We start from the raw sequence: 24,985 nt of genomic DNA, 5'->3' as shown, positions 1-24,985 counted from the left end.
AGCAAAATAAGGCAGAAAGCAGAAATAAAAAAGCCGGGCTAGCCCGGCTCTTTTATTGCATGACGAACTGATTACTCAGCAGCAGCTTCTACAGCAACTTCTGGGCGATCAACCAGCTCAATGTAAGCCATTGGAGCTTTGTCACCTGCACGGAAACCACACTTCAGAATACGAGTGTAGCCGCCTTGACGTGCAGCGAAACGTGGACCTAGTTCGTTAAACAGTTTTGCTACCACTTCGTTATCACGAGTGCGAGCAAATGCTAGACGACGGTTAGCAACGCTGTCAGTCTTAGCTAGTGTAATCAAAGGCTCAACGACGCGACGCAGCTCTTTCGCTTTTGGCAAAGTAGTCTTGATAACTTCATGACGTACTAGAGAGCTAGCCATGTTGCTGAACATCGCTTTGCGATGACTGCTGTTGCGGTTGAGTTGACGACCACTCTTACGATGGCGCATGACCTAATCCTTCTAACTATTATCGATTAATCTTCAGCGATTGACGCTGGCGGCCAGTTTTCTAGACGCATGCCCAGAGACAGACCACGTGATGCAAGCACGTCTTTAATCTCTGTAAGAGATTTCTTACCAAGGTTTGGCGTTTTAAGAAGCTCAACCTCAGTGCGCTGTACCAGATCACCGATGTAGTGAATCGCTTCTGCTTTCAGACAGTTAGCAGAGCGAACTGTTAGTTCAAGATCGTCTACAGGACGCAGTAGGATCGGATCGAATTCTGGCTTCTCTTCCTTCTCCTCAGGTACACGTACATCACGAAGATCTACGAACGCATCCAATTGCTCAGCAAGAATAGTTGCTGCGCGACGGATTGCTTCCTCAGGCTCAAGAGTACCGTTAGTTTCCATATCGATAACTAGCTTATCCAGGTCAGTACGTTGCTCAACACGAGCCGCTTCAACTGAGTAGGCAATTTTGTCTACTGGGCTGAAAGTGGCATCGACAAGCAGACGACCAATTGGACGCTCGTCTTCTTCAGTATGGATACGGGCAGAAGCTGGAACATAACCACGACCACGTTCTACTTTGATACGCATAGCGATCGCAGCATTGTCAGAAGTTAAATGACAAATTACGTGTTCAGGGTTTACGATCTCTACATCACCGTCATGGGTGATGTCACCTGCAACCACAGGGCCCGAGCCTGATTTGTTTAGTGTAATGAACACTTCATCTTTGCCTTCGGCAACGCGAACAGCCAGACCTTTCAGGTTCAAGAGAATCTCAAGGATATCTTCCTGAACACCTTCTTTGGTGCTGTACTCGTGAAGAACGCCTTCAATCTCTACTTCAGTAACAGCACAACCTGGCATTGAAGATAGAAGAATACGGCGAAGTGCATTACCCAGAGTATGGCCGAAACCACGCTCTAACGGCTCAAGAGTTACTTTTGCGTGTGTCGTGCTGATTTGTTCGATATCAACAAGACGTGGCTTAAGAAATTCTGTTACAGAACCCTGCATTGTGTCCTCTCTTTAGTTTAAACCTTACTTAGAGTAAAGCTCGACGATCAATTGTTCGTTGATGTCAGCAGACAGATCGGAACGCTCAGGCAGACGCTTGAAAGTACCTTCCATCGTGTTTACATCGACTTCAATCCAAGTTGGTTTTTCGCGTTGTTCAGCAACTTCTAGAGCTGCTTTGATGCGAGATTGCTTTTTCGCTTTCTCACGAATTGCAACAACGTCGTTAGCCGCAACATTGAAAGAAGGAACGTTTACTACTTTACCGTTCACTAGGATAGCTTTGTGGCTAACCAGCTGACGTGCTTCAGCGCGAGTTGCACCAAAACCCATACGGTAAACTACGTTATCCAGACGACCTTCCAGAAGCTGAAGCAGGTTTTCACCTGTGTTGCCTTTCAGGCGAGCAGCTTCTTTGTAGTAGTTACGGAATTGTTTTTCTAAAACGCCATAAATACGACGAACTTTTTGCTTCTCACGAAGCTGAACGCCATACTCAGACAGACGACCGCGACGAGCGCCGTGTACGCCTGGTGCGTTATCAATTTTACACTTGGTATCAATCGCACGAACGCCTGACTTAAGGAACAAGTCAGTACCTTCGCGGCGGCTAAGCTTCAGCTTAGGACCCAAATATCTTGCCATGATCTTTCTCCAATCTTCCTAGAAACGTTAAACGCGACGTTTCTTCGGTGGACGACAACCGTTATGAGGGATTGGTGTAGCATCAACGATGTTCGTGATACGGAAACCAGCTGCATTCAGAGCGCGAACAGTAGATTCACGACCTGGACCAGGACCCTTAACCATAACCTCTAGGTTCTTTAGGCCGTATTCTTTAGCCATTTCAGCACAACGCTCAGCAGCAACCTGTGCAGCGAACGGAGTAGACTTACGAGAACCGCGGAAACCAGAACCACCAGCAGTTGCCCAAGCAAGAGCATTACCTTGACGGTCCGTAATGGTTACGATTGTGTTGTTGAAAGATGCGTGGATATGCGCTACGCCATCAGCAACTTGCTTGCGTACACGCTTACGTGCGCGAGTTGGTTGTTTAGCCATTGTACTCTACCCTTCCCGATTATTTCTTGATCGGCTTACGCGGACCCTTACGGGTGCGAGCGTTGGTTTTAGTACGCTGTCCACGTAGTGGTAGACTGCGACGATGACGAAGACCACGGTAACAACCAAGATCCATTAGGCGCTTGATGTTCATGGAAACTTCACGACGTAGATCACCCTCTACAGTGTACTTAGCTACACCATCACGCAGTTGATCGATCTGCTCTTCAGTTAGTTCACTGATCTTAACACTCTCAGCAATACCCAGGTCAGCTAGAATAGCTTTTGAACGGGTCTTACCGATACCGTAGATCGCAGTTAGAGCGATTACAGCGTGTTTGTGATCAGGAATGTTAATGCCTGCTATACGGGCCACTATGCACTCCTAGTACTTTCATCAAAGAATTACCCGCAACAAAGCCCGTCGAGGATACGTTGCGGTATACTACTTCTTTTGCACGCAAAAGGTAGGCCGAGGAATATACTCGACACTACCTTAATTTTCAAGTAAAAAATTTCTGCTAATTAGCCTTGGCGCTGCTTGTGCTTTGGCTCACTGCAAATCACGCGAACAACACCGTTACGCTTGATAACTTTACAGTTACGGCAGATTTTTTTAACGGAAGCACGAACTTTCATTGCTAAACTCCGTAAATCTATCTGAACTGCTGCCGTATTAACGGCCGTAGCCTTTCAGATTTGCTTTTTTCAACACAGACTCATATTGATGAGACATCAAATGGGTCTGTACCTGTGCCATAAAGTCCATGATCACGACAACTACAATCAGTAGTGATGTGCCGCCAAAGTAGAAACGTACGTTCCACGCGACCATCATGAACTCAGGGATCAGACAGATAAAAGTAATATACAGTGCACCCGCAAGAGTTAAACGTGTCATTACTTTATCGATATATTTCGCTGTCTGTTCACCTGGGCGGATACCGGGTACGAATGCACCAGACTTCTTCAGGTTATCTGCTGTTTCACGCGGGTTAAACACCAACGCGGTATAGAAGAAACAGAAGAAGATAATCGCCGCTGCATAAAGCATTACATACAGAGGCTGGCCTGGGCTCAAAGCCAAAGACACATCAGTTAGCCAACCGAATGTGCTGCTTTCACCGTTCTGACCAAACCACTGCGCCAATGTTCCTGGGAACAGGATAATGCTTGACGCAAAAATCGCAGGAATTACACCAGCCATGTTGATTTTCAACGGCAGGTGCGTGCTCTGTGCTGCGAACACTTTACGACCTTGTTGACGCTTCGCATAGTTAACAACGATACGACGTTGACCACGCTCCATGAAAACAACGAAGTAAATCACAGCAAAAGCAAGTACTGCAATTAACAGCAGAAGAAGTACATGCAGTTCACCTTGACGCGCTTGCTCGATTGTTTGACCGATTGCCGATGGCAATCCAGCAACAATACCTGCGAAAATCAGTATCGAAATACCGTTTCCAATTCCACGCTCTGTAATTTGTTCACCTAACCACATCAAGAACATGGTACCGGTTACTAAACTCACGGTCGCAATCAGGGTAAACATGGTTTGGTCGATAACGACCAGATTGTTGACCATGTTTGGTAAGCCTGTTGCAATACCAATTGCTTGGAATGTTGCAAGTACAAGCGTGCCGTAGCGCGTATATTGGCTGATCTTACGACGGCCTGCTTCACCCTCTTTCTTGAGTTCCGCTAACGCTGGATGAACTACTGTTAGCAACTGGACAACAATTGATGCCGAAATATACGGCATGATGCCCAGTGCTAAAATAGATGCACGCTCAAGAGCACCACCGGAGAACATGTTAAACATTTCTACGATGGTACCTTTTTGCTGTTCGAACAATTCGGCAAGTACAGCAGCGTCAATACCAGGAATCGGCACAAAAGAGCCGGCTCGGAATACTAAAAGTGCACCAATTACGAAGAATAAGCGCGACTTTAGTTCACTTAAGCCGCTCTGAGCACTACGAAAATCTTGTCCTGGTTTTCTAGCCATCTGTACCTCAATCCTCGAGATTATTCCTCGATTTTACCGCCTGCAGCTTCGATTGCAGCTTTAGCGCCTTTAGTCACGCGCAGACCTTTTACAGTCACTGCTTTGTTGATCTCGCCAGAAAGAACGATTTTTGCAAACTCAATGTTTTTAGTAACAAGGTTTGCCGCTTTCAGAGCGTTCAGATCAACTACGTCACCAGTTACTTTCGCCAGTTCAGACAGACGAATTTCAGCAGACACAAAGCTCTTACGAGAAGTGAAACCGAATTTTGGTAGACGTTGTTTCAGAGGCATTTGACCGCCTTCAAAACCTGGACGAACTTTGCCGCCAGAACGTGACTTTTGACCTTTGTGACCACGGCCACCTGTTTTACCAAGGCCAGAACCGACACCACGACCTAAACGCTTAGGAGCATGTTTAGAACCCGCAGCCGGTGATAGAGTATTCAATAACATTATGATTACTCCTCAACTTTAACCATGTAGTAAACCTTGTTGATCATGCCACGAACACATGGCGTATCTTCAAGTTCTACTGTGTGGTTGATTTTACGAAGACCTAAACCGCGCAGTGTAGCTTTGTGCTTTGGCAGGCGACCAATTGAGCTTTTAGTTTGAGTTACTTTAATAGTTGCCATGTGTTCTTACTCCGAAATCGCTTCAACAGTTAGACCACGTTTAGCAGCAACCATTTCTGGTGACTTAACGTCTACTAGCGCATCAATCGTTGCACGAACGATGTTGATTGGGTTAGTAGAGCCGTACGCTTTAGACAAAACGTTGTGTACACCAGCAACTTCAAGCACTGCACGCATCGCACCACCTGCGATTACACCAGTACCTTCTGCAGCAGGCTGCATGTAAACTTTAGAGCCCGAATGGCGACCTTTCACTGGGTGATGAAGAGTACCTTCGTTCAGCGCGATCGTAACCATGCTACGACGTGCTTTTTCCATTGCTTTTTGGATCGCAGCAGGTACTTCACGGGCTTTACCGTAACCGAAACCTACACGACCGTTACCGTCACCAACTACAGTCAGTGCAGTAAAGCTCATGATTCGACCACCTTTAACCGTTTTAGAAACGCGGTTAACTGCGATTAATTTTTCTTGCAAATCATTCGCTTGAACTTGTTGTTCTTTAGCCATCTTCCAACCCTACCTTAGAATTTCAGACCAGCTTCGCGAGCAGAATCTGCTAGCGCTGCTACTCGACCGTGGTATTGGAAACCAGAACGATCAAACGCAACTACAGTTACGCCTTTTTCAAGTGCGCGCTCTGCAACAGCTTTACCCACTGCTTTCGCTGCATCGATGTTACCGGTGTATTTCACTTGCTCACGGATCGCTTTTTCTACAGTAGAAGCGGCGGCGATAACCTCAGAGCCATTAGCTGCAATCACTTGTGCGTACACGTGACGAGGAGTACGGTGTACTACTAGGCGAGTTGCACCCAGTTCTGCAATCTTACGACGTGCACGTGTAGCACGACGGATGCGAGATGCTTTCTTATCCATAGTGTTACCTTACTTCTTCTTAGCTTCTTTACTACGCACATTTTCATCTGCGTAACGAATACCTTTGCCTTTGTAAGGCTCAGGCGCGCGGTAAGAACGAATGTCAGCCGCAACTTGACCAACTACTTGCTTATCGCAACCAGTTAGGACAATTTCAGTTTGGCTTGGACATTCTGCTTTAACACCCGCTGGCAGCTCGTGCTCAACAGGGTGAGAGAAACCCAGAGTCAAGCCTACAGCGTTGCCTTTCATAGCAGCACGGTAACCAACACCCTTCAGAACGAGTTTCTTAGTAAAGCCTTCAGTAACACCAACAACCATGTTCTTAACTAGAGCACGTGCAGTACCTGCTTGTGCCCATGCATTGGCTACGCCTTCACGTGGACCAAAAGTCAATTGGTTGTCTTCTTGTGCGATCACTACACCTTTGTGGAAAACGCGAGAAAGTTCGCCTTTAGCACCTTTGATAGTGATCTCTTGGCCGTTCAGTTTCACCTCTACGCCAGCTGGAATAGCGACAGGTGCTTTAGCAACACGAGACATGTTCTACTCCTTAATTATGCTACGTAGCAAATGATTTCACCGCCAAGACCTGCTTTACGAGCAGCGCGGTCTGACATCAGACCCTTGGAAGTGGAAACGACAGCAACGCCTAGACCACCCATTACAGATGGCAGCTCGTCTTTCTTCTTGTAAACACGAAGACCTGGACGAGAAACGCGTTTGATTTGCTCGATTACTGGTTTTGCTTGGAAATACTTAAGAGTGATTTCCAGCTCTGCTTTCACTTCGCCTTCAACAGCGAAATCAGCGATATAACCTTCTGCTTTCAGAAGTGCAGCAATTGCAACTTTCAGCTTTGAAGAAGGCATTTTTACAGCAACTTTGTTTGCTGCCTGACCGTTACGAATGCGGGTCAGCATATCCGAAATCGGATCTTGCATGCTCATAAACTTTACTCCAAATGATTAAGTGGCAATTACCAGCTAGCCTTACGAAGTCCTGGAATCTCGCCTTTCATGCAAGCTTCACGAACTTTAATACGGCTTAGACCGAACTTACGTAGGAAACCGTGTGGGCGACCAGTTTGGTTGCAACGGTTACGCTGACGAGAACGACTTGAATCACGTGGAAGAGATTGCAGTTTAAGAACCGCGTTCCAACGATCTTCTTCAGATGCGTTTACATCGCTGATGATAGCTTTCAGAGTTGCACGCTTTTCAGCGAACTGAGCTACCAGCTTCGCACGTTTTTCTTCACGTGCTTTCATTGATTGTTTAGCCATAACAGTAACCCTTCACCTTACTTACGGAATGGGAAGTTAAAGGCAGCCAGCAGAGCACGGCCTTCCTCATCGGTACCAGCGGTAGTCGTGATAGTGATATCAAGACCGCGTACACGATCGACTTTATCGTAGTCGATTTCCGGAAAGATGATTTGCTCGCGAACGCCCATGCTGTAGTTACCACGACCGTCAAAAGACTTGCCGTTAACACCGCGGAAGTCACGTACACGTGGTAGAGCGATAGAAATCAAACGCTCCAAGAAATCCCACATGCGTTCGCCACGCAAGGTTACTTTACAACCAATTGGGTAGCCTTCACGAATTTTGAAACCAGCTACAGATTTGCGCGCTTTAGTGATCAGTGGCTTTTGGCCAGAGATGATCGCCATATCAGACGCAGCATTTTCCAGTAGTTTCTTATCGTTGATTGCTTCACCAACGCCCATATTGAGGGTGATTTTCTCAATTCTAGGGACTTGCATGACGCTTGTGTAACTGAACTGTTTGGTCAGCTCAGCGACTACAGACGACTTGTAGTAATCATGCAGTTTCGCCATAGTAGAACTCCAAATTACTTCTAATTAGTTAGAAACGATTTCGTTGTTAGATTTAAAGAAACGAACTTTCTTACCATCTTCGAAACGGAAACCGATGCGGTCTGCTTTACCAGTTTTTACGTTGAAAATCGCAATGTTAGAAACATCGATCGCTGCTTCTTGCTCAACGATGCCACCTTGGACACCCATTGCAGGAACAGGTTTCTGATGTTTCTTAACTAGATTGATACCTTCAACGATAACTTTACCAGTTGCCAGAACCTTAGTTACTTTACCTTTCTTGCCTTTGTCTTTCCCAGCAAGAACGATTACTTCGTCATTTTGACGGATTTTAGCTGCCATTGTTGCCGCTCCTTACAGAACTTCTGGAGCCAGTGATACAATCTTCATGAATTTCGCATTACGAAGTTCACGAGTCACTGGACCAAAGATACGTGTACCGATAGGTTGCTCACTGTTGTTGTTCAACAGAACGCAAGCATTACGGTCGAAGCGAATGACAGAACCGTCTGGACGACGTACGCCTTTACGGGTGCGAACTACCACCGCCTTTAACACATCACCTTTTTTTACTTTACCGCGAGGAATTGCTTCCTTAACGGTAACTTTGATGATGTCGCCAACGTGGGCGTAACGACGGTGAGAGCCACCCAGAACCTTAATACACATTACGCTGCGAGCGCCTGAGTTATCAGCTGCATCCAGCATAGTTTGCATTTGGATCATGTTAGTGCTCCGCTAAATATTAAAAAAACTAGACCCATCTCGGGTCGGGCTGCCTCTTTAAAGGGACGCGAATTGTACCACCCTTTTTTTTGATTGGGTAGTCAAAAAACAAGCGGCTCCAAAAATAATTGGAGCCGCCTGATTTGCGAGAAAGAGTGGAGATTAGATCTTCGCTTTTTCTACAATTTTCACCAGAGTCCAAGACTTAGTCTTAGACAGTGGACGACATTCACGAATTTCAACGGTGTCGCCAATGCCACACTCGTTGTTTTCGTCATGTGCGTGTACTTTAGTCGTGCGCTTAACGAATTTACCGTAGATAGGGTGCTTCACCATGCGCTCGATAGCAACAACGATAGACTTGTCCATCTTGTCGCTAACAACACGACCTAGTTGAGTACGAATTTTGTCGCTCATTATGCGCCTGCCTTCTCAGTCAAAACAGTTTTCACACGTGCGATATCACGGCGTACAGCTTTCAGAGTATGAGTCTGCTGCAGTTGACCAGTCGCAGCTTGCATGCGCAAGTTGAACTGTTCTTTCAGCAAATTCAGTAGCTCAGAGTTCAGCTCTTCAACGCTCTTTTCGCGTAGATCTTGTGCTTTCATCACATCACCTGCTTAGTTACAAATGTAGTCTTGAATGGCAGTTTGCGAGCCGCTAGGCGGAACGCTTCACGTGCCAATTCTTCAGGTACACCATCAACTTCGTACATAACCTTACCAGGTTGGATTTGGGCTACCCAGTACTCAACGTTACCTTTACCCTTACCTTGACGAACTTCTAGTGGTTTTTCAGTGATTGGCTTGTCTGGGAACACACGGATCCAGATTTTACCTTGACGCTTGATGTGACGCGTCATAGCACGACGTGCTGCTTCGATTTGACGAGCAGTCAGACGACCACGGCCAACAGCTTTAAGACCAAAAGAGCCGAAGCTAACTTCAGTGCCTTTCGCTAGACCACGGTTACGACCAGTCTGAACCTTACGGAACTTAGTACGTTTAGGTTGTAGCATCTGTCGACTCCTTACTTACGGCCTTTACGCTGCTTCTTCGGCTTGTCAGCCTTTGGCTCTGCAGCTTCAGTTGCTGCTGGCATACCGCCCAGGATCTCACCTTTGAAGATCCAGACTTTAACGCCGATTACACCGTAGGTGGTGTGAGCCGAAGAAGTTGCGTAATCAATGTCAGCACGCAGAGTGTGTAGAGGTACACGACCTTCACGGTACCACTCTGAACGAGCGATTTCAGCGCCGCCTAAACGGCCGCTTACTTCCACTTTGATACCTTTAGCGCCTAGGCGCATTGCGTTTTGTACTGCGCGCTTCATAGCACGACGGAACATTACGCGACGCTCTAGTTGAGACGCGATGCTATCAGCCACAAGCTGACCATCCAGCTCTGGCTTACGTACTTCAGCGATGTTGATTTGCGCTGGTACGCCAGCAATTTTTGCTACTGCTGCACGCAGTTTTTCAACGTCTTCGCCTTTCTTACCGATAACAACACCTGGTCGAGCAGTGTGAATAGTCACACGGATGCTTTTCGCAGGACGTTCGATAACGATGCGTGACAGAGACGCGTTTGCCAATTCCTTAGATAGGTATTGACGTACCTTGAAGTCGCCGTCTAGGTTGTCAGCGAAATCTTTGGTGTTAGCAAACCATGTAGCATTCCAAGGCTTAACGATGCCTAGACGAATACCATTTGGATGTACTTTCTGACCCATTGCTTACTCTCCTAGTCTCTTAGCGATCTGCGACAACCACAGTAATGTGGCTTGAACGCTTCAAGATACGATCCGCACGGCCTTTAGCACGAGGCATAATACGCTTCATGACTGGGCCCTCATCTACGAAGATTTTAGCGACACGTAGATCGTCGATGTCTGCACCTTCGTTGTGCTCTGCGTTCGCGATTGCAGATTCCAGAACTTTCTTAACCAGTTCAGCCGCTTTTTTGTTGCTGAAAGTCAGAAGTTCTAGAGCTTGATCCACAGATTTACCGCGGATTTGGTCTGCAACTAAGCGAGCTTTCTGAGGAGAAATACGAGCAAAGTTATGTTTAGCGATAGCTTCCATTATTTACCCCTTATTTCTTCTTAGCTTTCTTATCCGCAGCGTGACCGCGGTAAGTACGAGTAGGTGCAAATTCGCCCAATTTGTGACCGATCATCTCGTCAGTTACGAAAACTGGAACGTGTTGACGACCATTATGGACAGCGATGGTCAAACCGATCATTGTTGGAATGATCATTGAACGACGGGACCAAGTCTTAATAGGCTTTTTGTCTCCGCTTTCCACCGCTTTCTCTACCTTCTTCAGCAAGTGTAGGTCAATAAATGGACCTTTCTTGAGAGAACGTGGCATGGCTTATCCTCTTAAATAGATTACTTATTACGACGACGTACGATGTACTTGTCAGTGCGTTTGTTACTACGTGTCTTGTAGCCTTTGGTTGGAACACCCCAAGGAGATACAGGGTGACGACCACCAGAAGTACGGCCTTCACCACCACCATGTGGGTGATCAACCGGGTTCATTACCACACCGCGAACGGTTGGACGAACACCACGCCAGCGCGCTGCACCAGCTTTACCTAGTTCACGCAGCATGTGCTCAGCGTTGCCTACTTCACCGATAGTTGCACGGCCTTCAGACAGCACTTTACGCATTTCACCAGAACGTAGACGGATAGTTACATAAGCACCGTCACGAGCTACTAGTTGCGCGTACGCACCAGCAGAACGAGCCAGCTGTGCACCTTTTCCTGGAGTCAATTCAACGTTGTGGATAGTTGAACCAACTGGGATGTTGCGCATAGGCATTGCGTTACCCGCTTTGATCGGCGCATCAGGGCCAGATTGGATAACGTCACCAGCACGCAGACCTTTAGGTGCAATGATGTAACGACGCTCACCGTCTGCGTACAGAACTAGAGCGATGTTTGCGCTACGGTTTGGATCGTATTCTAGACGCTCAACTTTCGCTGGGATACCGTCTTTAGTACGTTTGAAGTCAACCAAACGGTAGTGTTGCTTGTGGCCACCACCGATGTGACGTACTGTGATACGACCGTTGTTGTTACGACCACCGTTCTTAGAGTTTTTCTCTAGAAGAGGGGCGTATGGCTTACCCTTGTGCAGGTCAGCGTTAACAACTTTAACAACGTGACGACGACCAGCCGAAGTCGGCTTACATTTAACAATAGCCATTTTTCAACTACTCCTGTTATTCCGCGCCGCCAACGAAGTCAAGATCTTGACCTTCATTCAAAGTCACGTACGCTTTTTTCACGTCTGAACGACGGCCTTGGCGCAGACCTTGACGCTTGGTCTTACCCTTGATGATCAGGGTATTTACAGACTTAACTTCAACTTCAAATAGCTTTTCTACAGCTGCTTTGATCTCTTTCTTAGTTGCATCTTTTGCTACTTTGAAAACGATAGTGTTCGCTTTCTCAGCAGACATAGTTGCTTTTTCAGAGATGTGCGGAGCACGTAGAACTTTTAGTAGACGCTCTTCACGGATCATGCCAGCATCTCCTCAACTTGCTTAACTGCAGCAGCAGTCATAAGAACCTTGTCAAATGCGATCAGGCTTACTGGGTCGATACCAGTTACGTCACGCACGTCAACTTTGTACAGGTTACGAGCAGCTAAGAACAGATTCTCGTCTACTTCGCCAGTAACGATGAGAACATCGTTCAGCTCAAGTTCTTTTAGCTTAGCTACCAGAGCTTTGGTCTTTGGAGCTTCAACTGAGAAGTTTTCAACAACGATTAGACGCTCTTGACGAACTAGCTCAGACAGAATGCTCTTCATAGCACCACGGTACATTTTCTTGTTTACTTTTTGGCTGTGATCTTGTGGTTTCGCAGCAAAAGTAACACCACCTGTACGCCAGATTGGGCTACGGATTGTACCAGCACGTGCACGGCCAGTACCTTTTTGACGCCATGGCTTAGCGCCACCGCCAGAAACTTCTGAACGTGTCTTTTGAGCACGAGTACCTTGACGAGCACCTGCTGCATAAGCAACAACTACTTGGTGTACAAGAGCTTCGTTGAACTCACGTCCGAAAGTAGTTTCGGAAACAGTTAGTGCGTTAGCACCTTTAACCATCAATTCCATTACTTACTCCTAGACGTTACGCTTTAACAGCTGGTTTGACGATCACGTTACCGCCAGTTGCGCCTGGGACTGCACCTTTAATCAGAAGCAGATTGCGCTCAGCGTCAACACGTACGATCTCTAGGTTTTGAGTCGTTACACGCTCAGCACCCATGTGACCTGCCATTTTTTTGCCTTTGAACACGCGACCTGGAGTTTGACATTGGCCAATTGAACCCGGTGCACGGTGAGACAATGAGTTACCGTGAGTCATATCTTGAGTACGGAAGTTCCAACGCTTAACAGCGCCTTGGAAACCTTTACCCTTAGATGTACCAGTAACGTCTACTTTTTTTACTTCGTTGAACAGTTCAACAGTCAGTTCAGAACCTACTGCAAACTCTTCACCGTTTTCCAAACGGAATTCCCAAAGACCGCGACCAGCTTCTACACCCGCTTTCGCGAAGTGACCAGCTTCTGGCTTAGTAACACGGTTAGCTTTCTTAGAACCAGCAGTTACTTGGATTGCAGCGTAGCCGTCAGTTTCAAGAGTTTTCACTTGAGAAACACGGTTTGCTTCAACTTCAACAACAGTTACTGGGATAGAAACGCCGTCTTCAGTAAATACGCGGGTCATGCCCACTTTACGACCGATTAGACCAATCATTCTTCTAATCTCCCTTAACCTAGGCTAATTTGTACGTCAACGCCCGCAGCAAGGTCTAGACGCATCAGAGCATCAACAGTTTTGTCTGTTGGTTCAACGATGTCGATTAGACGTTTGTGAGTACGGATTTCGTACTGATCACGAGCATCTTTGTTAACGTGTGGAGAGATAAGAACAGTGAAACGCTCTTTACGAGTTGGCAGTGGGATTGGACCACGAACCTGTGCGCCAGTGCGCTTAGCTGTTTCAACGATTTCCGCTGTAGAAGCATCGATCAGTTTGTAATCGAAAGCTTTCAGGCGGATACGGATACGTTGGTTCTGCATGAGACAGAGCTCCAATATTAAAAAATTACACAAACAATATCGCCACTCAAACCCGTCAAGACGAGTGAATGCCGATTGATTTATGTGAAACCGTAGCATCCAAGATTAGGACGCATTGTCAGCTAATAGGTGATTAACCTGAACTATCGCAAGATAGTAGAAAGCTAAATTTTTATTAACTGCGAACATAAGCTGAGTATACATTACCTAACCTATCAATAAGATGGGTCAGCTCCTCGCTGCTCATTGGTTCACAACTGGCTTAACCAGTGCGGGGCATTATACCGATCACAGTTTCAGTTGCAAGGGATGTCTGAAAAATAAACGGAATTAAATCCAATCGCTGTCGTAGCGAAAAGAGATTGGGGGGAAAATAGAGAGGTAGGAATAAGAGAAAAAATAAACGGGCACTTTCGTGCCCGCTATCAGAGGTATACACCGTAAGCTTATTAATTAGCCATACGCTGACGCACAGCTTCAAACAAGCAGATACCACAAGCCACTGAAACGTTCAGGCTGGAGACACTCCCTGCCATCGGGATCTTAATCAGGCCATCACACGTCTCGCGGGTTAGGCGACGCATACCATCCCCTTCTGCGCCCATCACGATAGCCAGTGGCCCGGTCAGTTTGCTTTGGTAGATGTCGTGGGTGGCTTCACCTGCTGTACCGACAAACCATACGCCCTTTTCTTGCAACGCACGCATCGTGCGCGCCAAGTTGGTGACGCGCACTAGCGGTACGGTTTCAGCCGCGCCACACGCGACTTTACTTACGGTTGCGGTCATCGGTGCCGATTTGTCTTTCGGTACAATGACGGCAGCCACCCCTGCTGCGTCTGCATTACGCAGGCAAGCGCCTAAGTTGTGTGGGTCAGTCACTCCGTCTAGCACCAGCAACAGAGGTTGTTCATGCTGAGCGAGGATATCGTCAAGATCATTTTCATTGAGTTGACGAGCGGGTTTAACACGGGCAATCAGTCCTTGATGGTTCGCGCCTTCCGCTTTGTCATCGAGCGCTTTGCGGCTCATCTCTTGAATTGAAACGCCAAGACGCATCAGTTCATTGAGCACAGGTAGCAGGCGATCATCCTGACGACCTTTTAGCACATACGCTTCGACAAAACGCGCTGGATCGCGTTGTAATACCGCGTTCACTGCGTGGATGCCATAAATCAATTCGTTACTCATGTTTTACCTATTTGGTTTTGTCTCGTGCTTTACTGGTTTTCTTACGAGCTTGGTCTTTGCGTTTTTTCGGCGCTTTAGTCTTTTTTGGTTTACTCCGACCTTCGCCATCTGGGTGGCGTGTCGCTTCTACCTGAGGTTTCGCCTCTGACTTCACTGGCGCTTTACCACGGCCGCCTTTGGTTGCTGCCTCTTTTTTACCTTGTGCTTTCGCTCGGGCTTCTTCGGCACGTTTCTTAGCCGTTTTACCTTGGCCGCGTAGCTTACGACTTGTTTCGACCAATTCAAAGTCAATTTGGCGATCATCAAGGTTTACCGCCAACACTTTTACTTTCACTGCATCACCAAGGCGGTAGATGGCGCCAAAGCTTTCACCAACCAGACGCTGTCCGATCGGATCGTAATGGTAGTAATCGTTAGCCAAAGTCGAAATATGCACCAAGCCATCAATATGCAGCTCAGTTAGACGTACGAAGAAACCGAAACTGGTCACGTTAGCGACCACACCTTCAAGCTCTTCACCCACATGATCTTGCATGTACTCGCATTTGAGCCAATCAGACACTTCGCGTGTTGCATCATCGGCTCGGCGCTCAGTCATAGAACACTGTTCACCGTAGAAATCCATATCATCGAAGGAATAGTGATAACCACCTGTTGGAGTCCAACGGTCTTGGTTACGCCCTTCGTGTTTAGCGATCAAGTATTTGATGGCACGATGCAGCAGCAAATCCGGATAACGACGGATTGGCGAAGTAAAGTGCGCGTAACGTTTCAACGCCAAGCCAAAGTGACCCGCGTTATCCGCGTTATACACCGCTTGCTTCATGGAACGCAGCAGCATCGTTTGGATAAGCTCTTTGTCCGGACGCTCGCCGATTTGTTTCATCAGATTCGCGTAATCGGTCGGTGACGGCTCAAGGCCACCAGAGAGATCCAATCCCAACTCACCGAGGAAATCACGGAAGCCCGTTAAACGTTCTTCACCTGGTGGCTCATGGACACGGTACAACGCCGCTTCTTTCGCTTTCTCCACCAAAGAGGCAGAGGCGATGTTGGCGAGGATCATACACTCTTCAATCAGCTTGTGAGCATCGTTACGGATCACCGGCTCAATGCTTTCAATTTTACGTTGAGCATTGAAGATGAATTTGGTTTCGACGGTTTCAAACTCAATCGCGCCACGCTCATCACGCGCGCCTTTGAGCACTTGATACATTCTATGCAGCTCTTCAAGATGCGGAACCAACGCTTTATAGCGCTCACGCAGCTCTTCATCCCCTTCGAGGATTTCGTGCACTTTGGTGTAAGTCAGACGAGCGTGTGAGTTCATCACCGCTTCATAATGCTTGTAGCCAGAAAGTTTACCCGTTTCCGATACCGTCATTTCACACACCATGCACAAGCGATCCACTTGTGGGTTGAGTGAACAGAGGCCGTTAGACAACACTTCAGGCAACATTGGGACAACTTGCGATGGGAAGTAAACCGAGTTACCGCGATTGATCGCCTCTTTATCCAGAGCCGTATCAGGTCGTACGTAATAACTCACATCGGCAATCGCCACCCATAAACGCCAGCCGCCCCCTTTTTTCGCTTCACAATACACTGCATCATCGAAGTCGCGGGCATCCTCACCATCAATAGTCACCAATGGCAAAGCGCGCAGATCGACACGACCTTGCTTGGCTTCTTCAGGCACTTCTTCGCCTAGCCCAGCAACTTGTTGTTCAACTTCTGTTGGCCATTCATGAGGAATTTGGTGAGTGCGAATAGCAATTTGTGTTTCCATACCCGGCGCCATATTTTCGCCAAGAACTTCAACCACTTTACCCATCATGCCGCGATTGCGCGTGCCACGATCAGTAATTTCAATCACCACCACATTGCCCATTCGCGCTCCGGCACGTAAGTCATTCGGGATCAAAATGTCATGGTGAATACGTGAGTCATCCGGCACCACGTAGGAATAACCATATTCAAAGAAGAAACGTCCAACAATTTGGCCATTGCGTTCTTCTAAAATGCGTACCAGACGCCCCTCTTTGCGGCCACGTTTATCGGTACCGCTTGGTTGAACTAATACATAATCACCATGGATTAGCGTACGCATCTGATGATGAGGTAACAGGATATCGCCTTCTTTATTGAGGCTTCCTTCTGGACGTACCCAGCCATGGCCATCTTTGTGGCCAATCACATAGCCTTTCACCATTTCTAACTTTTCTGGCAAGGCATAGCATTGGCGGCGTGTGAACACCAGTTGGCCATCTCGTTCCATTGCCCGTAGGCGGCGACGCAACCCTTCATATTGCTCTTCACCCTCGAGTTTCAGGGCTTCGAACAGATCGTTGCGATTCATGGGAACATTGGCTTGGGTTAAAAATTCGAGAATGTACTCACGACTCGGAATTGGATTGTCATAATTGTCGGCTTCGCGATCAGCGAAAGGATCAAGATGTGTGGTATCAGACATAGGCAGACCTGCTTATCTAGGAAGGTGTTAGTTATATCCTACTGCTTTGTCACTACTAACAACTAATGACAACGCACAGAACCAGTTCATCATTCTAGGTAATGTGACTTGAGTCAACTTTTAAGTTATTATTTGCAACGATTTTGCTGTCCAACCAATCCCATCTGATACGGGGATTCCACATGTTATTGATGATAAAAAAGAATATACAGTGGCTTTTTAGTCACTTTATTTTGAACGCCGTTTTATTAAGTGTGTTAGGTCTGCCTTATCTGAAATGGATGGAGGTCAGTGCTGGCAACACGACAGCTTATACTTATCTTTTGACCACTCAGTTTGGCTGGTTTGGCTTATTCGCCTTTGCGATCACCCTCAGCGCACTCGCCTTGGTCTGGCTACCAAGTCGATTGTTGCATGGCGCCGTCTTTTTGGTGTCTTGGATAGTCAGTATTTTGCTGTTGGTCGATATTGAGGTGTACCAACAATATCGTTTCCATCTCAGTGGTTTTGTGTGGGATCTACTGCTGCATGGTGGCGAGCAGGTTATAAGCGTGTCATGGTACACCCTAATGATGGCAAGCTTGATCGTGATGATTGTTGGTCTTGCACAATGGCTAGTAATGAAACTGGCACACCATATACAACGTTCACGCTTAATTAGAATGGCCTGCGGCATGTGGCTACTGGCTCTACTGAGCAGCCAAATGATTCATGCATGGAAAGATGCCACTTATGACAGCGAAATCCCAAGCTACAGTTACCACTGGCCGCTCTATTATCCTTTGACGGCTAAGCGCTTTTTCGATCAACTTGGTGTCGTCGATGCGCAAGCGGTTCGCAGTCAACAAGTGGATTTTCATGCTCCATCCAGTAGCGCTTTAAACTACCCACTACGCCCACTGCGCATCGAGCCACCCGCACAGCGCCCGAACATTTTGGTGATTAGCATTGATGCTTGGCGTTTTGATGATGCCAATCGTGAAGTCACTCCAAACATTGCGAATTTTGGTCAAGGAGCAACTCGCTTTACCCATCATTTAAGTGGTGGAAACTCGACTCAAGCCGGACTATTCAGTCTGTTTTATGGTTTACCAGCCACTTATTGGGAGGAGTTTCAAAGTAGTCAGACGCGTCCTCAATTAATGCAGGCACTCGCCGATCTCAATTATCAATTTGCGATTTACAGCTCGGCACCTTTAAACAGCCCGCCTTTTGATCGGACGATCTTTAGCAAAATCCCACAACTACGCACAGTGACACCGGGTGAAACACCACCGCAACGCGATGAACGGATTACCGAAGATTTTCTCAGCTTTCTCAATCAGCGGGATCGCCAGCAGCCTTACTTCGGGTTTCTGTTTTACGATTCAGCACATGCAGCAGATTTTCCATCCACTATGACGCCGCCGTTTACTCCTTATTGGGAACGCGTCGATCACATCAAACTCAACAACAGTTTTGATCCTGAGCCCTATCGTAACCGCTATCGCAACGCGGTTTATTACGCAGATTCATTGATCGGTAAAGTGCTCAATGAGCTGAAAGCCCGCAACGAGCTGAGCAATACGATCGTGATCATTACTTCTGACCATGGTGAGGAGTTTAATGACAATCAACAGAATTATTGGGGGCATGGCAGTAACTACAGCATGGCGCAGATTCATGTACCGCTGTATATCTATATTCCAGAGAAAGAAGGTACTGTGCTCACCCATAAAACCACGCACCTTGATGTGGCGCCTATGCTGATGCAAGAAGTGTTAGGAGTACAAAACCCGATGAATGAATTTGCGTTAGGGTATCCGCTTTGGCAAGAAAGTCCGCAGAGGGAATGGACGATTATCGGTAGTTACTTTAACTATGCGTTGGTGAGCGATAAGGAGATGTTGGTCAGTTATCCTAGTGGCCGCGTTGAAGCCTTAAGTGCCGACCTGATGCCTGAGAAGGAGCGACAAATTTCCAGTCAGCAGATTATGCAAGCACTGCAGGAGATGCGTCAGTTTTTACGCTAATAACTTTTACACTAAAAAATCTGCGTTCTGGTAAAGCACTTTACCAGAACGTTTCTCGACGTTTTGCTCGCGCGATAATGTTCTCCGGCATACGACGTTCTAAGCCCTGACGAAGAAGTGCTATACGGTTGTGAGTACGCTGATCGGCGGTCACTGAGTTATATAACCAACGATACGCATCTTCATAATCCAGCGGACTGCCATAGTCACGCAATAACAGCTCAGCAAGCTGAATGCGTGCATTCAGGTTACCCATTGCAGCAGCTTCACGCAGATAAGGAATTGCGCGTTCTTTGTCTTGTTGAACTAACGTGCCACGGGAGTAGTAACGTCCAAGCTGCTCAAGTGCAGCTGGTAGCCCTTGGTGCGCCGCATTCTCCATATAATAGAGACCAAGCTCGACATCCTGATCAACACACACGCCCCACGCCAGCATGTCACCATACAGGAATTCATACGAGGGCAGACTGATACGCGTAGCACGCGCGACAATGTCTTCCACGATCTGGCAATTATCGGCTTTTACGCGCTCAAGATGTTTATTTTCTTCAATCAGTTTGATTAGCTCAGCTTCCGAATAGATAGGCACTGGCTCTCCTAAATCCGCTGCATAAGCAGGATTGTACGAGGAGTGCCATGCAAGCAATAAGGAAGCGGCTACCGTTCGTAGCTTCATACCTGCACTCTTACATAACACCGCAGCCATCACGTGCCACATTGCACTCTGACCCGGTTTGCTTTCTATATCGGCATTCAATGCCATCGCTTTAGGCTCATTTACCCTTTTGCGGCAACTTTTTGCCATAGGCGCACAAAATACCACCAACAGTATGGCAAAAAAAAGCCGACTCAATGAGTCGGCTTACTATTTTTTATCTCAAGATCACGCGCTGAATGGGTGAACTTTGATGATAGTTTCGTTGCGGTCTGGGCCAGTAGAAATGATGTCTACAGGAACGCCAGTCAGCTCTTCAATACGCTTGATGTAATCCAGTGCTGTCTGTGGCAGTTCAGCCAGAGTTTTTGCACCGAAAGTCGTTTCAGACCAACCAGGCATAGTTTCGTAAATTGGAGTCACGTTTTCAAATGCGTCAGCCGCCATTGGTGAAACTTCAGCAATTGAACCATCTGGCATTTGGTAACCAGTACAGATCTTGATCTCTTTCAGACCATCAAGAACATCCAGTTTAGTCAGACAGAAGCCAGTTACTGAGTTGATTTGAATTGCGCGGCGCATCGCCACTGCATCAAACCAGCCACAACGACGCTTACGACCCGTGGTTGCACCAAACTCATGACCTTTAACGCCTAAGTGTTCGCCCACTTCGTCAAACAGTTCAGTTGGGAATGGACCTGCACCAACACGTGTACAGTACGCTTTCGCGATACCTAGAATGTAACCTAGGTGACGAGGACCGAAACCAGAACCCGCAGCAACACCACCAGCAGTCGTGTTTGAAGAGGTTACATATGGGTAAGTACCGTGATCGATATCCAGCATTGTACCTTGCGCGCCTTCGAACATGATCTTATCGCCACGCTTACGCGCTGCATCAAGTTCGTTAGTCACATCGATAACCATAGAAGTCAGCAGTTCTGCGTAACCTTTAGCTTGTTCCAGTACTGCTTCGTAGCTTACTGGTTCTACTTTGTAGAAATGCTCAAGCTGGAAGTTATGGAATGCCATGACTTCTTGCAACTTCTCAGCAAAAGTTGCCATGTCGAATAGATCACCAACACGCAGACCACGACGAGCCACTTTGTCTTCGTACGCAGGACCGATACCACGACCGGTAGTACCAATCGCTTTCTTGCCACGAGCGGCTTCGCGCGCTTGGTCAAGAGCAACGTGGTATGGAAGGATCAGAGGACAAGCTTCAGAAATGAAAAGACGCTCGCGAACAGGAACACCACGATCTTCAAGACCAGACATTTCTTTGAGCAGCGCTTCTGGTGAAAGTACAACACCGTTACCGATGATACATTTCACGTTGTTGCGAAGAATACCGGATGGAATCAAGTGAAGAACGGTTTTTTGACCGTCGATTACTAGTGTGTGACCTGCGTTATGTCCGCCTTGGTAGCGAACCACGTATTTTGCATCTTCAGTTAAAAGGTCTACGATTTTACCTTTACCTTCGTCACCCCATTGGGTGCCAAGAACGACTACGTTATTACCCATCTTTCCAAGTCTGATTGCTAGTTAAAAATGGATTCTAGCACCGAATTTGAATCCTTGCAGTCATTTTTTAAGCATGAAAAATTCATATAAAACGACCTTGAAAATCCATTCAGTTATTAGAAAACGATAATTAAGAATCGGTTATTCGTCGGCGTAAATTTTTACACTGACTTGACCATGACGATCAATACAGGCGCGATACATACCAGAACTGTTCATGGCAAAGTGAATATCACCCTCACCATCGATAGCAATTAAACCACCTTCACCACCGACGGTTTTTAGCTCACCCTGCACAACAGTTTCACAGGCGGTGTGTACATCTTCTTTGAGATAACGCATTCGCGCTGCAACATCGCCCGCCACCGCATAACGAATAAAATACTCGCCCATTCCTGTGCATGAAATCGCAACATTGCCGTTTTCAGCGATGGTTCCGGCTCCAATCACTGGAGAATCTCCCACCCGACCAAAACGCTTGTTGGTGATCCCGCCCGTGCTGGTCGCCGCAGCCAAGTTACCATGCTGATCCAGCGCCACAGCACCTACCGTGCCAAATTTCTTATCATCGGGATATTCACTTTGCGGCTCTTGTTCGTCGGCTCCAGATTGATAGGCAGCTTCTGAAAGCGTGAAGCGATCTTGCTGCTTCATGTTTTGTAGCTGTTCATAACGTCGTTCAGTGAAGAAATAGTCTTGTTCGGTGTACACATGACCTTGTTGGAAGGCAAACTGCTCAGCCCCTTCGCCGATCAAAAATACATGCTCGCTATGTCGCAGCACATCGCGCGCAAGTTGGATGGGGTTTTTGATGTGTCGTATACCCGCTATCGCCCCCGCTTCACGCGTTGCACCATGCATGACTGAGGCATCCATCTCCACCATTTCATTGTGAGTCAGTACCGATCCTTTACCTGCATTAAACAAAGGAGAATCTTCCAATACCGTCACCGCAGCAACGACCGCATCCAAGGCATCCGCACCTTGTGTCAGCAATTGATGCCCGGCTCGCACGGCCTGTTCTAAGGTGTTAAGGATGTCCGTGCGCAATGATTCACTCATCTGCTCACGCAAAATCGTGCCTGCGCCACCATGAATTGCAATCGCAAAAGGCTGTGTCATAACTTCTTTTCTCCAGCGGAGTTAACCACTTAATTGCTTTAAGATGATTCGCGTATAGTGCCTGAATCAGCAATAAAAAAGCGCTAACCGGATCGCGGTTAGCGCTTTTCAAACCTATCGTACTACGAGAATTACGTATTACTTAGGAGTAAATGGATTCACTAATTAGTGAGAACCACAACTGCCGCCGCCACAGCAGCCGCCTTCTTTGCCATGACCGTGGTGATCGTGGCCGTGGCCTTCGCCACCGCAGCAACCGCCTTCATGATCATGATCGTGATCATGACCACCACAGCTGCCGCCACCTTGGTGGATATGGCCGTGAGCAATTTCGTCTTCTGTTGCTGCGCGAACTGCAACAACTTCAACCGTGAAAGTCAGTGATTGACCAGCCAGCATGTGATTACCATCAACGACGACTTCATCACCATCAACTTCAGTGATTTCAACTGGGATTGGACCTTGGTCAGTATCCGCTAGGAAACGCATACCTACTTCTAGCTCATCAACGCCTTGGAACACTTCAGCAGGAACACGTTGAACAAGATCTTCGTTGTGCTCACCGTACGCATCTTCCGGTGCGATCGTTACTGTGAATTTATCGCCAGCCACTTTGCCTTCCAGCTCACGCTCAAGACCTGTAATCAGGTTGTTGTGGCCGTGCAGGTAATCCAGTGGCGCATCAACAGTAGACTGATCCACCACCACGCCATCTTCGATCGTCAATTGGTAAGCAAGACTTGCTACCGTGTTTTTTTCAATTTTCATAACTGCTCCAGGGAGGTTGTCTCTTAACCGCTCAATACAGACTAAGAGAGGAATGTTGCCGACATTATGAAGATCACACGCAGAAACTCAATTACTCCGGCTTAAAAATCCCGATCATCTGCTCATTCGCATGCTGACTCTGTTCAAGTGACTTAGGTTTGCGCTGTTCATGGAAGCCGCATTCAACACACTCAACCAGCTCAATACTGTTCTCCATCCACCATTGCAATGCATCCGCAGTTTTACACTGAGGGCAGGTTGCTCCGGCTATAAAACGTTTTTTTTGTTTCACGAGATTGTACTACTCCTTTTCCCAATATCGACGTGAGAGTTGGTCACTGTCCATCTCACGGCTGAAAATCTCTTCAAGTTCAGTGCGCGCTTCTTTGGCACGCAGTTCGAGTTGTTTATCTTCATTATGCTGCGGTAGCAATTCTTTCAGCATCGCTTTATCTAAGCGATGAAAATGCTCTTCAGCACGCTTAGCTTGATAAGGATGCATCCCCAACTGGATGAGGGCTTTACGCCCCAAATCCAGTGCACTTAAAAATGTTTCTCGGGTGTAGTTTTGCACCCCAAGACTCAATAGCTGGTAAGCCTCCACTCGGCTTCGGGCACGTGCCAGTAATTTGAGTTTAGGAAAATGATGCTGACACAGCTCGACAATTTTAATCACTTGTTCCGGATCGTCAGTACAAATGACCAAAGCCTCGGCTTGCTCTATGCCTGCGGCGCGCAGTAACTCAAGGTTGGTGGCATCACCATAAAAAACTTTATAGCCATACTTACGCAGCAAGCGAACTTGGCTAGCATCGCTTTCCAAAATGGTCACTTTGATTTTGTTGGCGTACAGCAAGCGACCAACAATCTGACCAAAACGACCAAAGCCAACGATGATCACTCGCGGCTCTTTGTTTTCCACATCGGGCGTGAGAGGTGCATCTTCCGTATTGAGTTGGCGGGCAAACCAGTGCTTTTGAGCACTGAGTAATAAGGGAGTGGTGACCATAGACAAACTGACTACCACCAGCAAGAAGGAAATTTGCTCTGCATTCAGCAATCCTTCTGCGCTGGCGGCAGTAAAGATCACGAAGGCGAATTCCCCCCCTTGCTTTAAAATTACCGCCATTTTACTGCGTGCTTTTGCAACAGTGCCGGAAAGCCGAGCCAGCAAATATAAGATCAACCCTTTGACAATCACCAAACCCAGCACCGTGAGTGCTATCCATACAGGTTTCACCAACAGCAGACCAACATCGACTGCCATACCGACCGAGATAAAAAACAGCCCCAGCAGCAATCCCTTAAAAGGATCGATAGCAATTTCTAATTCATGGCGAAACTCACTTTCCGCAAGGATGACGCCCGCTAAAAAAGTGCCAAGTGCCATGGAAAGACCGAGCTTTTGCATCATCAAGGCAATGCCCACCACCAGCAGCAAAGCCGCGACGGTAAACAGTTCACGCACCCCGCTCAAAGCAATGTAACGAAACAGTGG

The 24,985-nt window shown here is 47.3% G+C and carries 37 protein-coding genes; 1 reads left to right on the top strand and 36 read right to left on the bottom strand.

All coding sequences use genetic code 11. From position 1 onward, the window contains the following. Nucleotides 1–71 precede the first annotated feature (71 nt). The 30 genes from rplQ to rnr all read right to left on the bottom strand — a co-directional run bounded on the left by rplQ (nucleotide 72) and on the right by rnr (nucleotide 17,403). The gene (rplQ, locus tag D908_RS14355) at nucleotides 72–458 is read right to left on the bottom strand and encodes a 50S ribosomal protein L17 (protein ID WP_001216361.1); all 387 of its coding nucleotides are present in this window, start codon (nucleotides 456–458) and stop codon (nucleotides 72–74) included. A 26-nt stretch (nucleotides 459–484) separates the two neighbouring features. Beyond that, the gene (locus D908_RS14360; RefSeq protein WP_001162087.1) at nucleotides 485–1,477 is read right to left on the bottom strand and encodes a DNA-directed RNA polymerase subunit alpha; all 993 of its coding nucleotides are present in this window, start codon (nucleotides 1,475–1,477) and stop codon (nucleotides 485–487) included. 24 nt (nucleotides 1,478–1,501) lie between these two features. Continuing rightward, complete coding sequence (gene rpsD / locus D908_RS14365) at nucleotides 1,502–2,122, bottom strand: 30S ribosomal protein S4 (protein ID WP_000135214.1); 621 nt, start codon at nucleotides 2,120–2,122, stop codon at nucleotides 1,502–1,504. A 27-nt stretch (nucleotides 2,123–2,149) separates the two neighbouring features. Then, nucleotides 2,150–2,539, bottom strand: a complete 390-nt coding sequence (rpsK, locus tag D908_RS14370) for a 30S ribosomal protein S11 (protein ID WP_001118870.1) — start codon at nucleotides 2,537–2,539, stop codon at nucleotides 2,150–2,152. A 19-nt stretch (nucleotides 2,540–2,558) separates the two neighbouring features. After that, nucleotides 2,559–2,915: a 30S ribosomal protein S13 gene (rpsM, locus tag D908_RS14375; protein ID WP_000090771.1), complete on the bottom strand. Its 357-nt coding sequence runs from the start codon at nucleotides 2,913–2,915 to the stop codon at nucleotides 2,559–2,561. Nucleotides 2,916–3,064: 149 nt separating this feature from the next. Continuing rightward, nucleotides 3,065–3,178: a 50S ribosomal protein L36 gene (gene rpmJ / locus D908_RS14380; protein ID WP_000868186.1), complete on the bottom strand. Its 114-nt coding sequence runs from the start codon at nucleotides 3,176–3,178 to the stop codon at nucleotides 3,065–3,067. A 37-nt stretch (nucleotides 3,179–3,215) separates the two neighbouring features. Beyond that, nucleotides 3,216–4,550: a preprotein translocase subunit SecY gene (gene secY / locus D908_RS14385; RefSeq protein ID WP_000101601.1), complete on the bottom strand. Its 1,335-nt coding sequence runs from the start codon at nucleotides 4,548–4,550 to the stop codon at nucleotides 3,216–3,218. 20 nt (nucleotides 4,551–4,570) lie between these two features. Further along, nucleotides 4,571–5,005 (bottom strand): 50S ribosomal protein L15, encoded by a 435-nt coding sequence (rplO, locus tag D908_RS14390; protein ID WP_000926114.1) that lies wholly within the window; start codon nucleotides 5,003–5,005, stop codon nucleotides 4,571–4,573. Between the two features lie 5 nt (nucleotides 5,006–5,010). Continuing rightward, nucleotides 5,011–5,187, bottom strand: a complete 177-nt coding sequence (gene rpmD, locus D908_RS14395) for a 50S ribosomal protein L30 (protein WP_000201159.1) — start codon at nucleotides 5,185–5,187, stop codon at nucleotides 5,011–5,013. 6 nt (nucleotides 5,188–5,193) lie between these two features. Then, nucleotides 5,194–5,697, bottom strand: coding sequence for a 30S ribosomal protein S5 (gene rpsE / locus D908_RS14400; RefSeq protein ID WP_001040926.1), 504 nt, complete (start codon nucleotides 5,695–5,697; stop codon nucleotides 5,194–5,196). A 14-nt stretch (nucleotides 5,698–5,711) separates the two neighbouring features. Next, a complete protein-coding gene (gene rplR, locus D908_RS14405) occupies nucleotides 5,712–6,065 on the bottom strand; it encodes a 50S ribosomal protein L18 (RefSeq protein ID WP_000358092.1) in 354 nt (117 codons plus the stop codon). Between the two features lie 9 nt (nucleotides 6,066–6,074). After that, nucleotides 6,075–6,608: a 50S ribosomal protein L6 gene (gene rplF, locus D908_RS14410; RefSeq protein WP_000091925.1), complete on the bottom strand. Its 534-nt coding sequence runs from the start codon at nucleotides 6,606–6,608 to the stop codon at nucleotides 6,075–6,077. 14 nt (nucleotides 6,609–6,622) lie between these two features. Then, nucleotides 6,623–7,015: a 30S ribosomal protein S8 gene (rpsH, locus tag D908_RS14415; protein ID WP_000062614.1), complete on the bottom strand. Its 393-nt coding sequence runs from the start codon at nucleotides 7,013–7,015 to the stop codon at nucleotides 6,623–6,625. A gap of 29 nt (nucleotides 7,016–7,044) precedes the next feature. Beyond that, nucleotides 7,045–7,350 carry a 30S ribosomal protein S14 gene (rpsN, locus tag D908_RS14420; protein ID WP_001118926.1) on the bottom strand — a complete coding sequence of 102 codons (306 nt, stop codon included), beginning with the start codon at nucleotides 7,348–7,350 and terminating at the stop codon, nucleotides 7,045–7,047. 17 nt (nucleotides 7,351–7,367) lie between these two features. Next, complete coding sequence (gene rplE, locus D908_RS14425; protein WP_001096208.1) at nucleotides 7,368–7,907, bottom strand: 50S ribosomal protein L5; 540 nt, start codon at nucleotides 7,905–7,907, stop codon at nucleotides 7,368–7,370. Nucleotides 7,908–7,931: 24 nt separating this feature from the next. Next, nucleotides 7,932–8,249, bottom strand: coding sequence for a 50S ribosomal protein L24 (rplX, locus tag D908_RS14430; protein ID WP_005523146.1), 318 nt, complete (start codon nucleotides 8,247–8,249; stop codon nucleotides 7,932–7,934). 12 nt (nucleotides 8,250–8,261) lie between these two features. After that, nucleotides 8,262–8,633, bottom strand: coding sequence for a 50S ribosomal protein L14 (gene rplN / locus D908_RS14435; RefSeq protein WP_000615540.1), 372 nt, complete (start codon nucleotides 8,631–8,633; stop codon nucleotides 8,262–8,264). A gap of 162 nt (nucleotides 8,634–8,795) precedes the next feature. Beyond that, the gene (gene rpsQ, locus D908_RS14440; protein ID WP_001280802.1) at nucleotides 8,796–9,050 is read right to left on the bottom strand and encodes a 30S ribosomal protein S17; all 255 of its coding nucleotides are present in this window, start codon (nucleotides 9,048–9,050) and stop codon (nucleotides 8,796–8,798) included. After that, the gene (rpmC, locus tag D908_RS14445; protein WP_000647192.1) at nucleotides 9,050–9,241 is read right to left on the bottom strand and encodes a 50S ribosomal protein L29; all 192 of its coding nucleotides are present in this window, start codon (nucleotides 9,239–9,241) and stop codon (nucleotides 9,050–9,052) included. Before rpmC ends, rpsQ begins: the two co-directional genes overlap by 1 nt. Further along, a complete protein-coding gene (rplP, locus tag D908_RS14450) occupies nucleotides 9,241–9,651 on the bottom strand; it encodes a 50S ribosomal protein L16 (protein ID WP_000941218.1) in 411 nt (136 codons plus the stop codon). Before rplP ends, rpmC begins: the two co-directional genes overlap by 1 nt. Nucleotides 9,652–9,662: 11 nt before the next feature. After that, nucleotides 9,663–10,364 (bottom strand): 30S ribosomal protein S3, encoded by a 702-nt coding sequence (rpsC, locus tag D908_RS14455; RefSeq protein ID WP_000529940.1) that lies wholly within the window; start codon nucleotides 10,362–10,364, stop codon nucleotides 9,663–9,665. A 19-nt stretch (nucleotides 10,365–10,383) separates the two neighbouring features. Continuing rightward, nucleotides 10,384–10,716 (bottom strand): 50S ribosomal protein L22, encoded by a 333-nt coding sequence (rplV, locus tag D908_RS14460; RefSeq protein WP_000387269.1) that lies wholly within the window; start codon nucleotides 10,714–10,716, stop codon nucleotides 10,384–10,386. Nucleotides 10,717–10,726: 10 nt separating this feature from the next. After that, a complete protein-coding gene (gene rpsS, locus D908_RS14465) occupies nucleotides 10,727–11,005 on the bottom strand; it encodes a 30S ribosomal protein S19 (protein ID WP_001138114.1) in 279 nt (92 codons plus the stop codon). Nucleotides 11,006–11,025: 20 nt separating this feature from the next. Next, nucleotides 11,026–11,850, bottom strand: coding sequence for a 50S ribosomal protein L2 (gene rplB, locus D908_RS14470; protein WP_001018909.1), 825 nt, complete (start codon nucleotides 11,848–11,850; stop codon nucleotides 11,026–11,028). A 16-nt stretch (nucleotides 11,851–11,866) separates the two neighbouring features. Beyond that, nucleotides 11,867–12,169 (bottom strand): 50S ribosomal protein L23, encoded by a 303-nt coding sequence (gene rplW, locus D908_RS14475; protein WP_000617540.1) that lies wholly within the window; start codon nucleotides 12,167–12,169, stop codon nucleotides 11,867–11,869. Beyond that, entirely contained in the window at nucleotides 12,166–12,768 is a 603-nt protein-coding gene (gene rplD / locus D908_RS14480) for a 50S ribosomal protein L4 (RefSeq protein ID WP_000422344.1), read from the bottom strand. Before rplD ends, rplW begins: the two co-directional genes overlap by 4 nt. A 16-nt stretch (nucleotides 12,769–12,784) precedes the next feature. Next, entirely contained in the window at nucleotides 12,785–13,414 is a 630-nt protein-coding gene (rplC, locus tag D908_RS14485) for a 50S ribosomal protein L3 (RefSeq protein ID WP_000579660.1), read from the bottom strand. A gap of 14 nt (nucleotides 13,415–13,428) precedes the next feature. Then, nucleotides 13,429–13,740, bottom strand: coding sequence for a 30S ribosomal protein S10 (gene rpsJ, locus D908_RS14490; protein WP_001181007.1), 312 nt, complete (start codon nucleotides 13,738–13,740; stop codon nucleotides 13,429–13,431). 449 nt (nucleotides 13,741–14,189) lie between these two features. Next, entirely contained in the window at nucleotides 14,190–14,930 is a 741-nt protein-coding gene (gene rlmB, locus D908_RS14495; protein WP_000064144.1) for a 23S rRNA (guanosine(2251)-2'-O)-methyltransferase RlmB, read from the bottom strand. 7 nt (nucleotides 14,931–14,937) lie between these two features. Continuing rightward, nucleotides 14,938–17,403 carry a ribonuclease R gene (gene rnr / locus D908_RS14500; RefSeq protein WP_005523144.1) on the bottom strand — a complete coding sequence of 822 codons (2,466 nt, stop codon included), beginning with the start codon at nucleotides 17,401–17,403 and terminating at the stop codon, nucleotides 14,938–14,940. Nucleotides 17,404–17,585: 182 nt separating this feature from the next. Here rnr and D908_RS14505 point away from each other — a divergent pair, with 182 nt between their 5' ends. Then, nucleotides 17,586–19,415 carry a DUF3413 domain-containing protein gene (locus tag D908_RS14505; RefSeq protein WP_005523142.1) on the top strand — a complete coding sequence of 610 codons (1,830 nt, stop codon included), beginning with the start codon at nucleotides 17,586–17,588 and terminating at the stop codon, nucleotides 19,413–19,415. A gap of 40 nt (nucleotides 19,416–19,455) precedes the next feature. Here D908_RS14505 and motX read toward each other — a convergent pair whose 3' ends face one another. The 6 genes from motX to D908_RS14535 all read right to left on the bottom strand — a co-directional run. Further along, a complete protein-coding gene (motX, locus tag D908_RS14510) occupies nucleotides 19,456–20,091 on the bottom strand; it encodes a flagellar protein MotX (protein WP_001883957.1) in 636 nt (211 codons plus the stop codon). 207 nt (nucleotides 20,092–20,298) lie between these two features. Next, nucleotides 20,299–21,597, bottom strand: a complete 1,299-nt coding sequence (locus D908_RS14515) for an adenylosuccinate synthase (RefSeq protein ID WP_000527939.1) — start codon at nucleotides 21,595–21,597, stop codon at nucleotides 20,299–20,301. 141 nt (nucleotides 21,598–21,738) lie between these two features. Beyond that, entirely contained in the window at nucleotides 21,739–22,719 is a 981-nt protein-coding gene (locus D908_RS14520) for an isoaspartyl peptidase/L-asparaginase family protein (RefSeq protein ID WP_005523138.1), read from the bottom strand. A gap of 165 nt (nucleotides 22,720–22,884) precedes the next feature. Next, nucleotides 22,885–23,487, bottom strand: coding sequence for a peptidylprolyl isomerase (gene slyD, locus D908_RS14525; protein WP_000687668.1), 603 nt, complete (start codon nucleotides 23,485–23,487; stop codon nucleotides 22,885–22,887). Nucleotides 23,488–23,578: 91 nt separating this feature from the next. Continuing rightward, a complete protein-coding gene (locus D908_RS14530; RefSeq protein ID WP_000810611.1) occupies nucleotides 23,579–23,779 on the bottom strand; it encodes a YheV family putative zinc ribbon protein in 201 nt (66 codons plus the stop codon). A 9-nt stretch (nucleotides 23,780–23,788) separates the two neighbouring features. Beyond that, nucleotides 23,789–24,985, bottom strand: a 1,197-nt coding sequence (locus D908_RS14535) for an NAD-binding protein (protein WP_005523119.1), incomplete at its 5' end; no start/stop codon positions are given.

This window comes from Vibrio mimicus CAIM 602 (assembly GCF_000338875.1).
GTDB classification, from domain to species: domain Bacteria; phylum Pseudomonadota; class Gammaproteobacteria; order Enterobacterales; family Vibrionaceae; genus Vibrio; species Vibrio mimicus.
The sequence above is the reverse complement of the archived record's forward strand: the minus strand, read 5'-3'. Positions and strand labels throughout refer to the sequence as shown.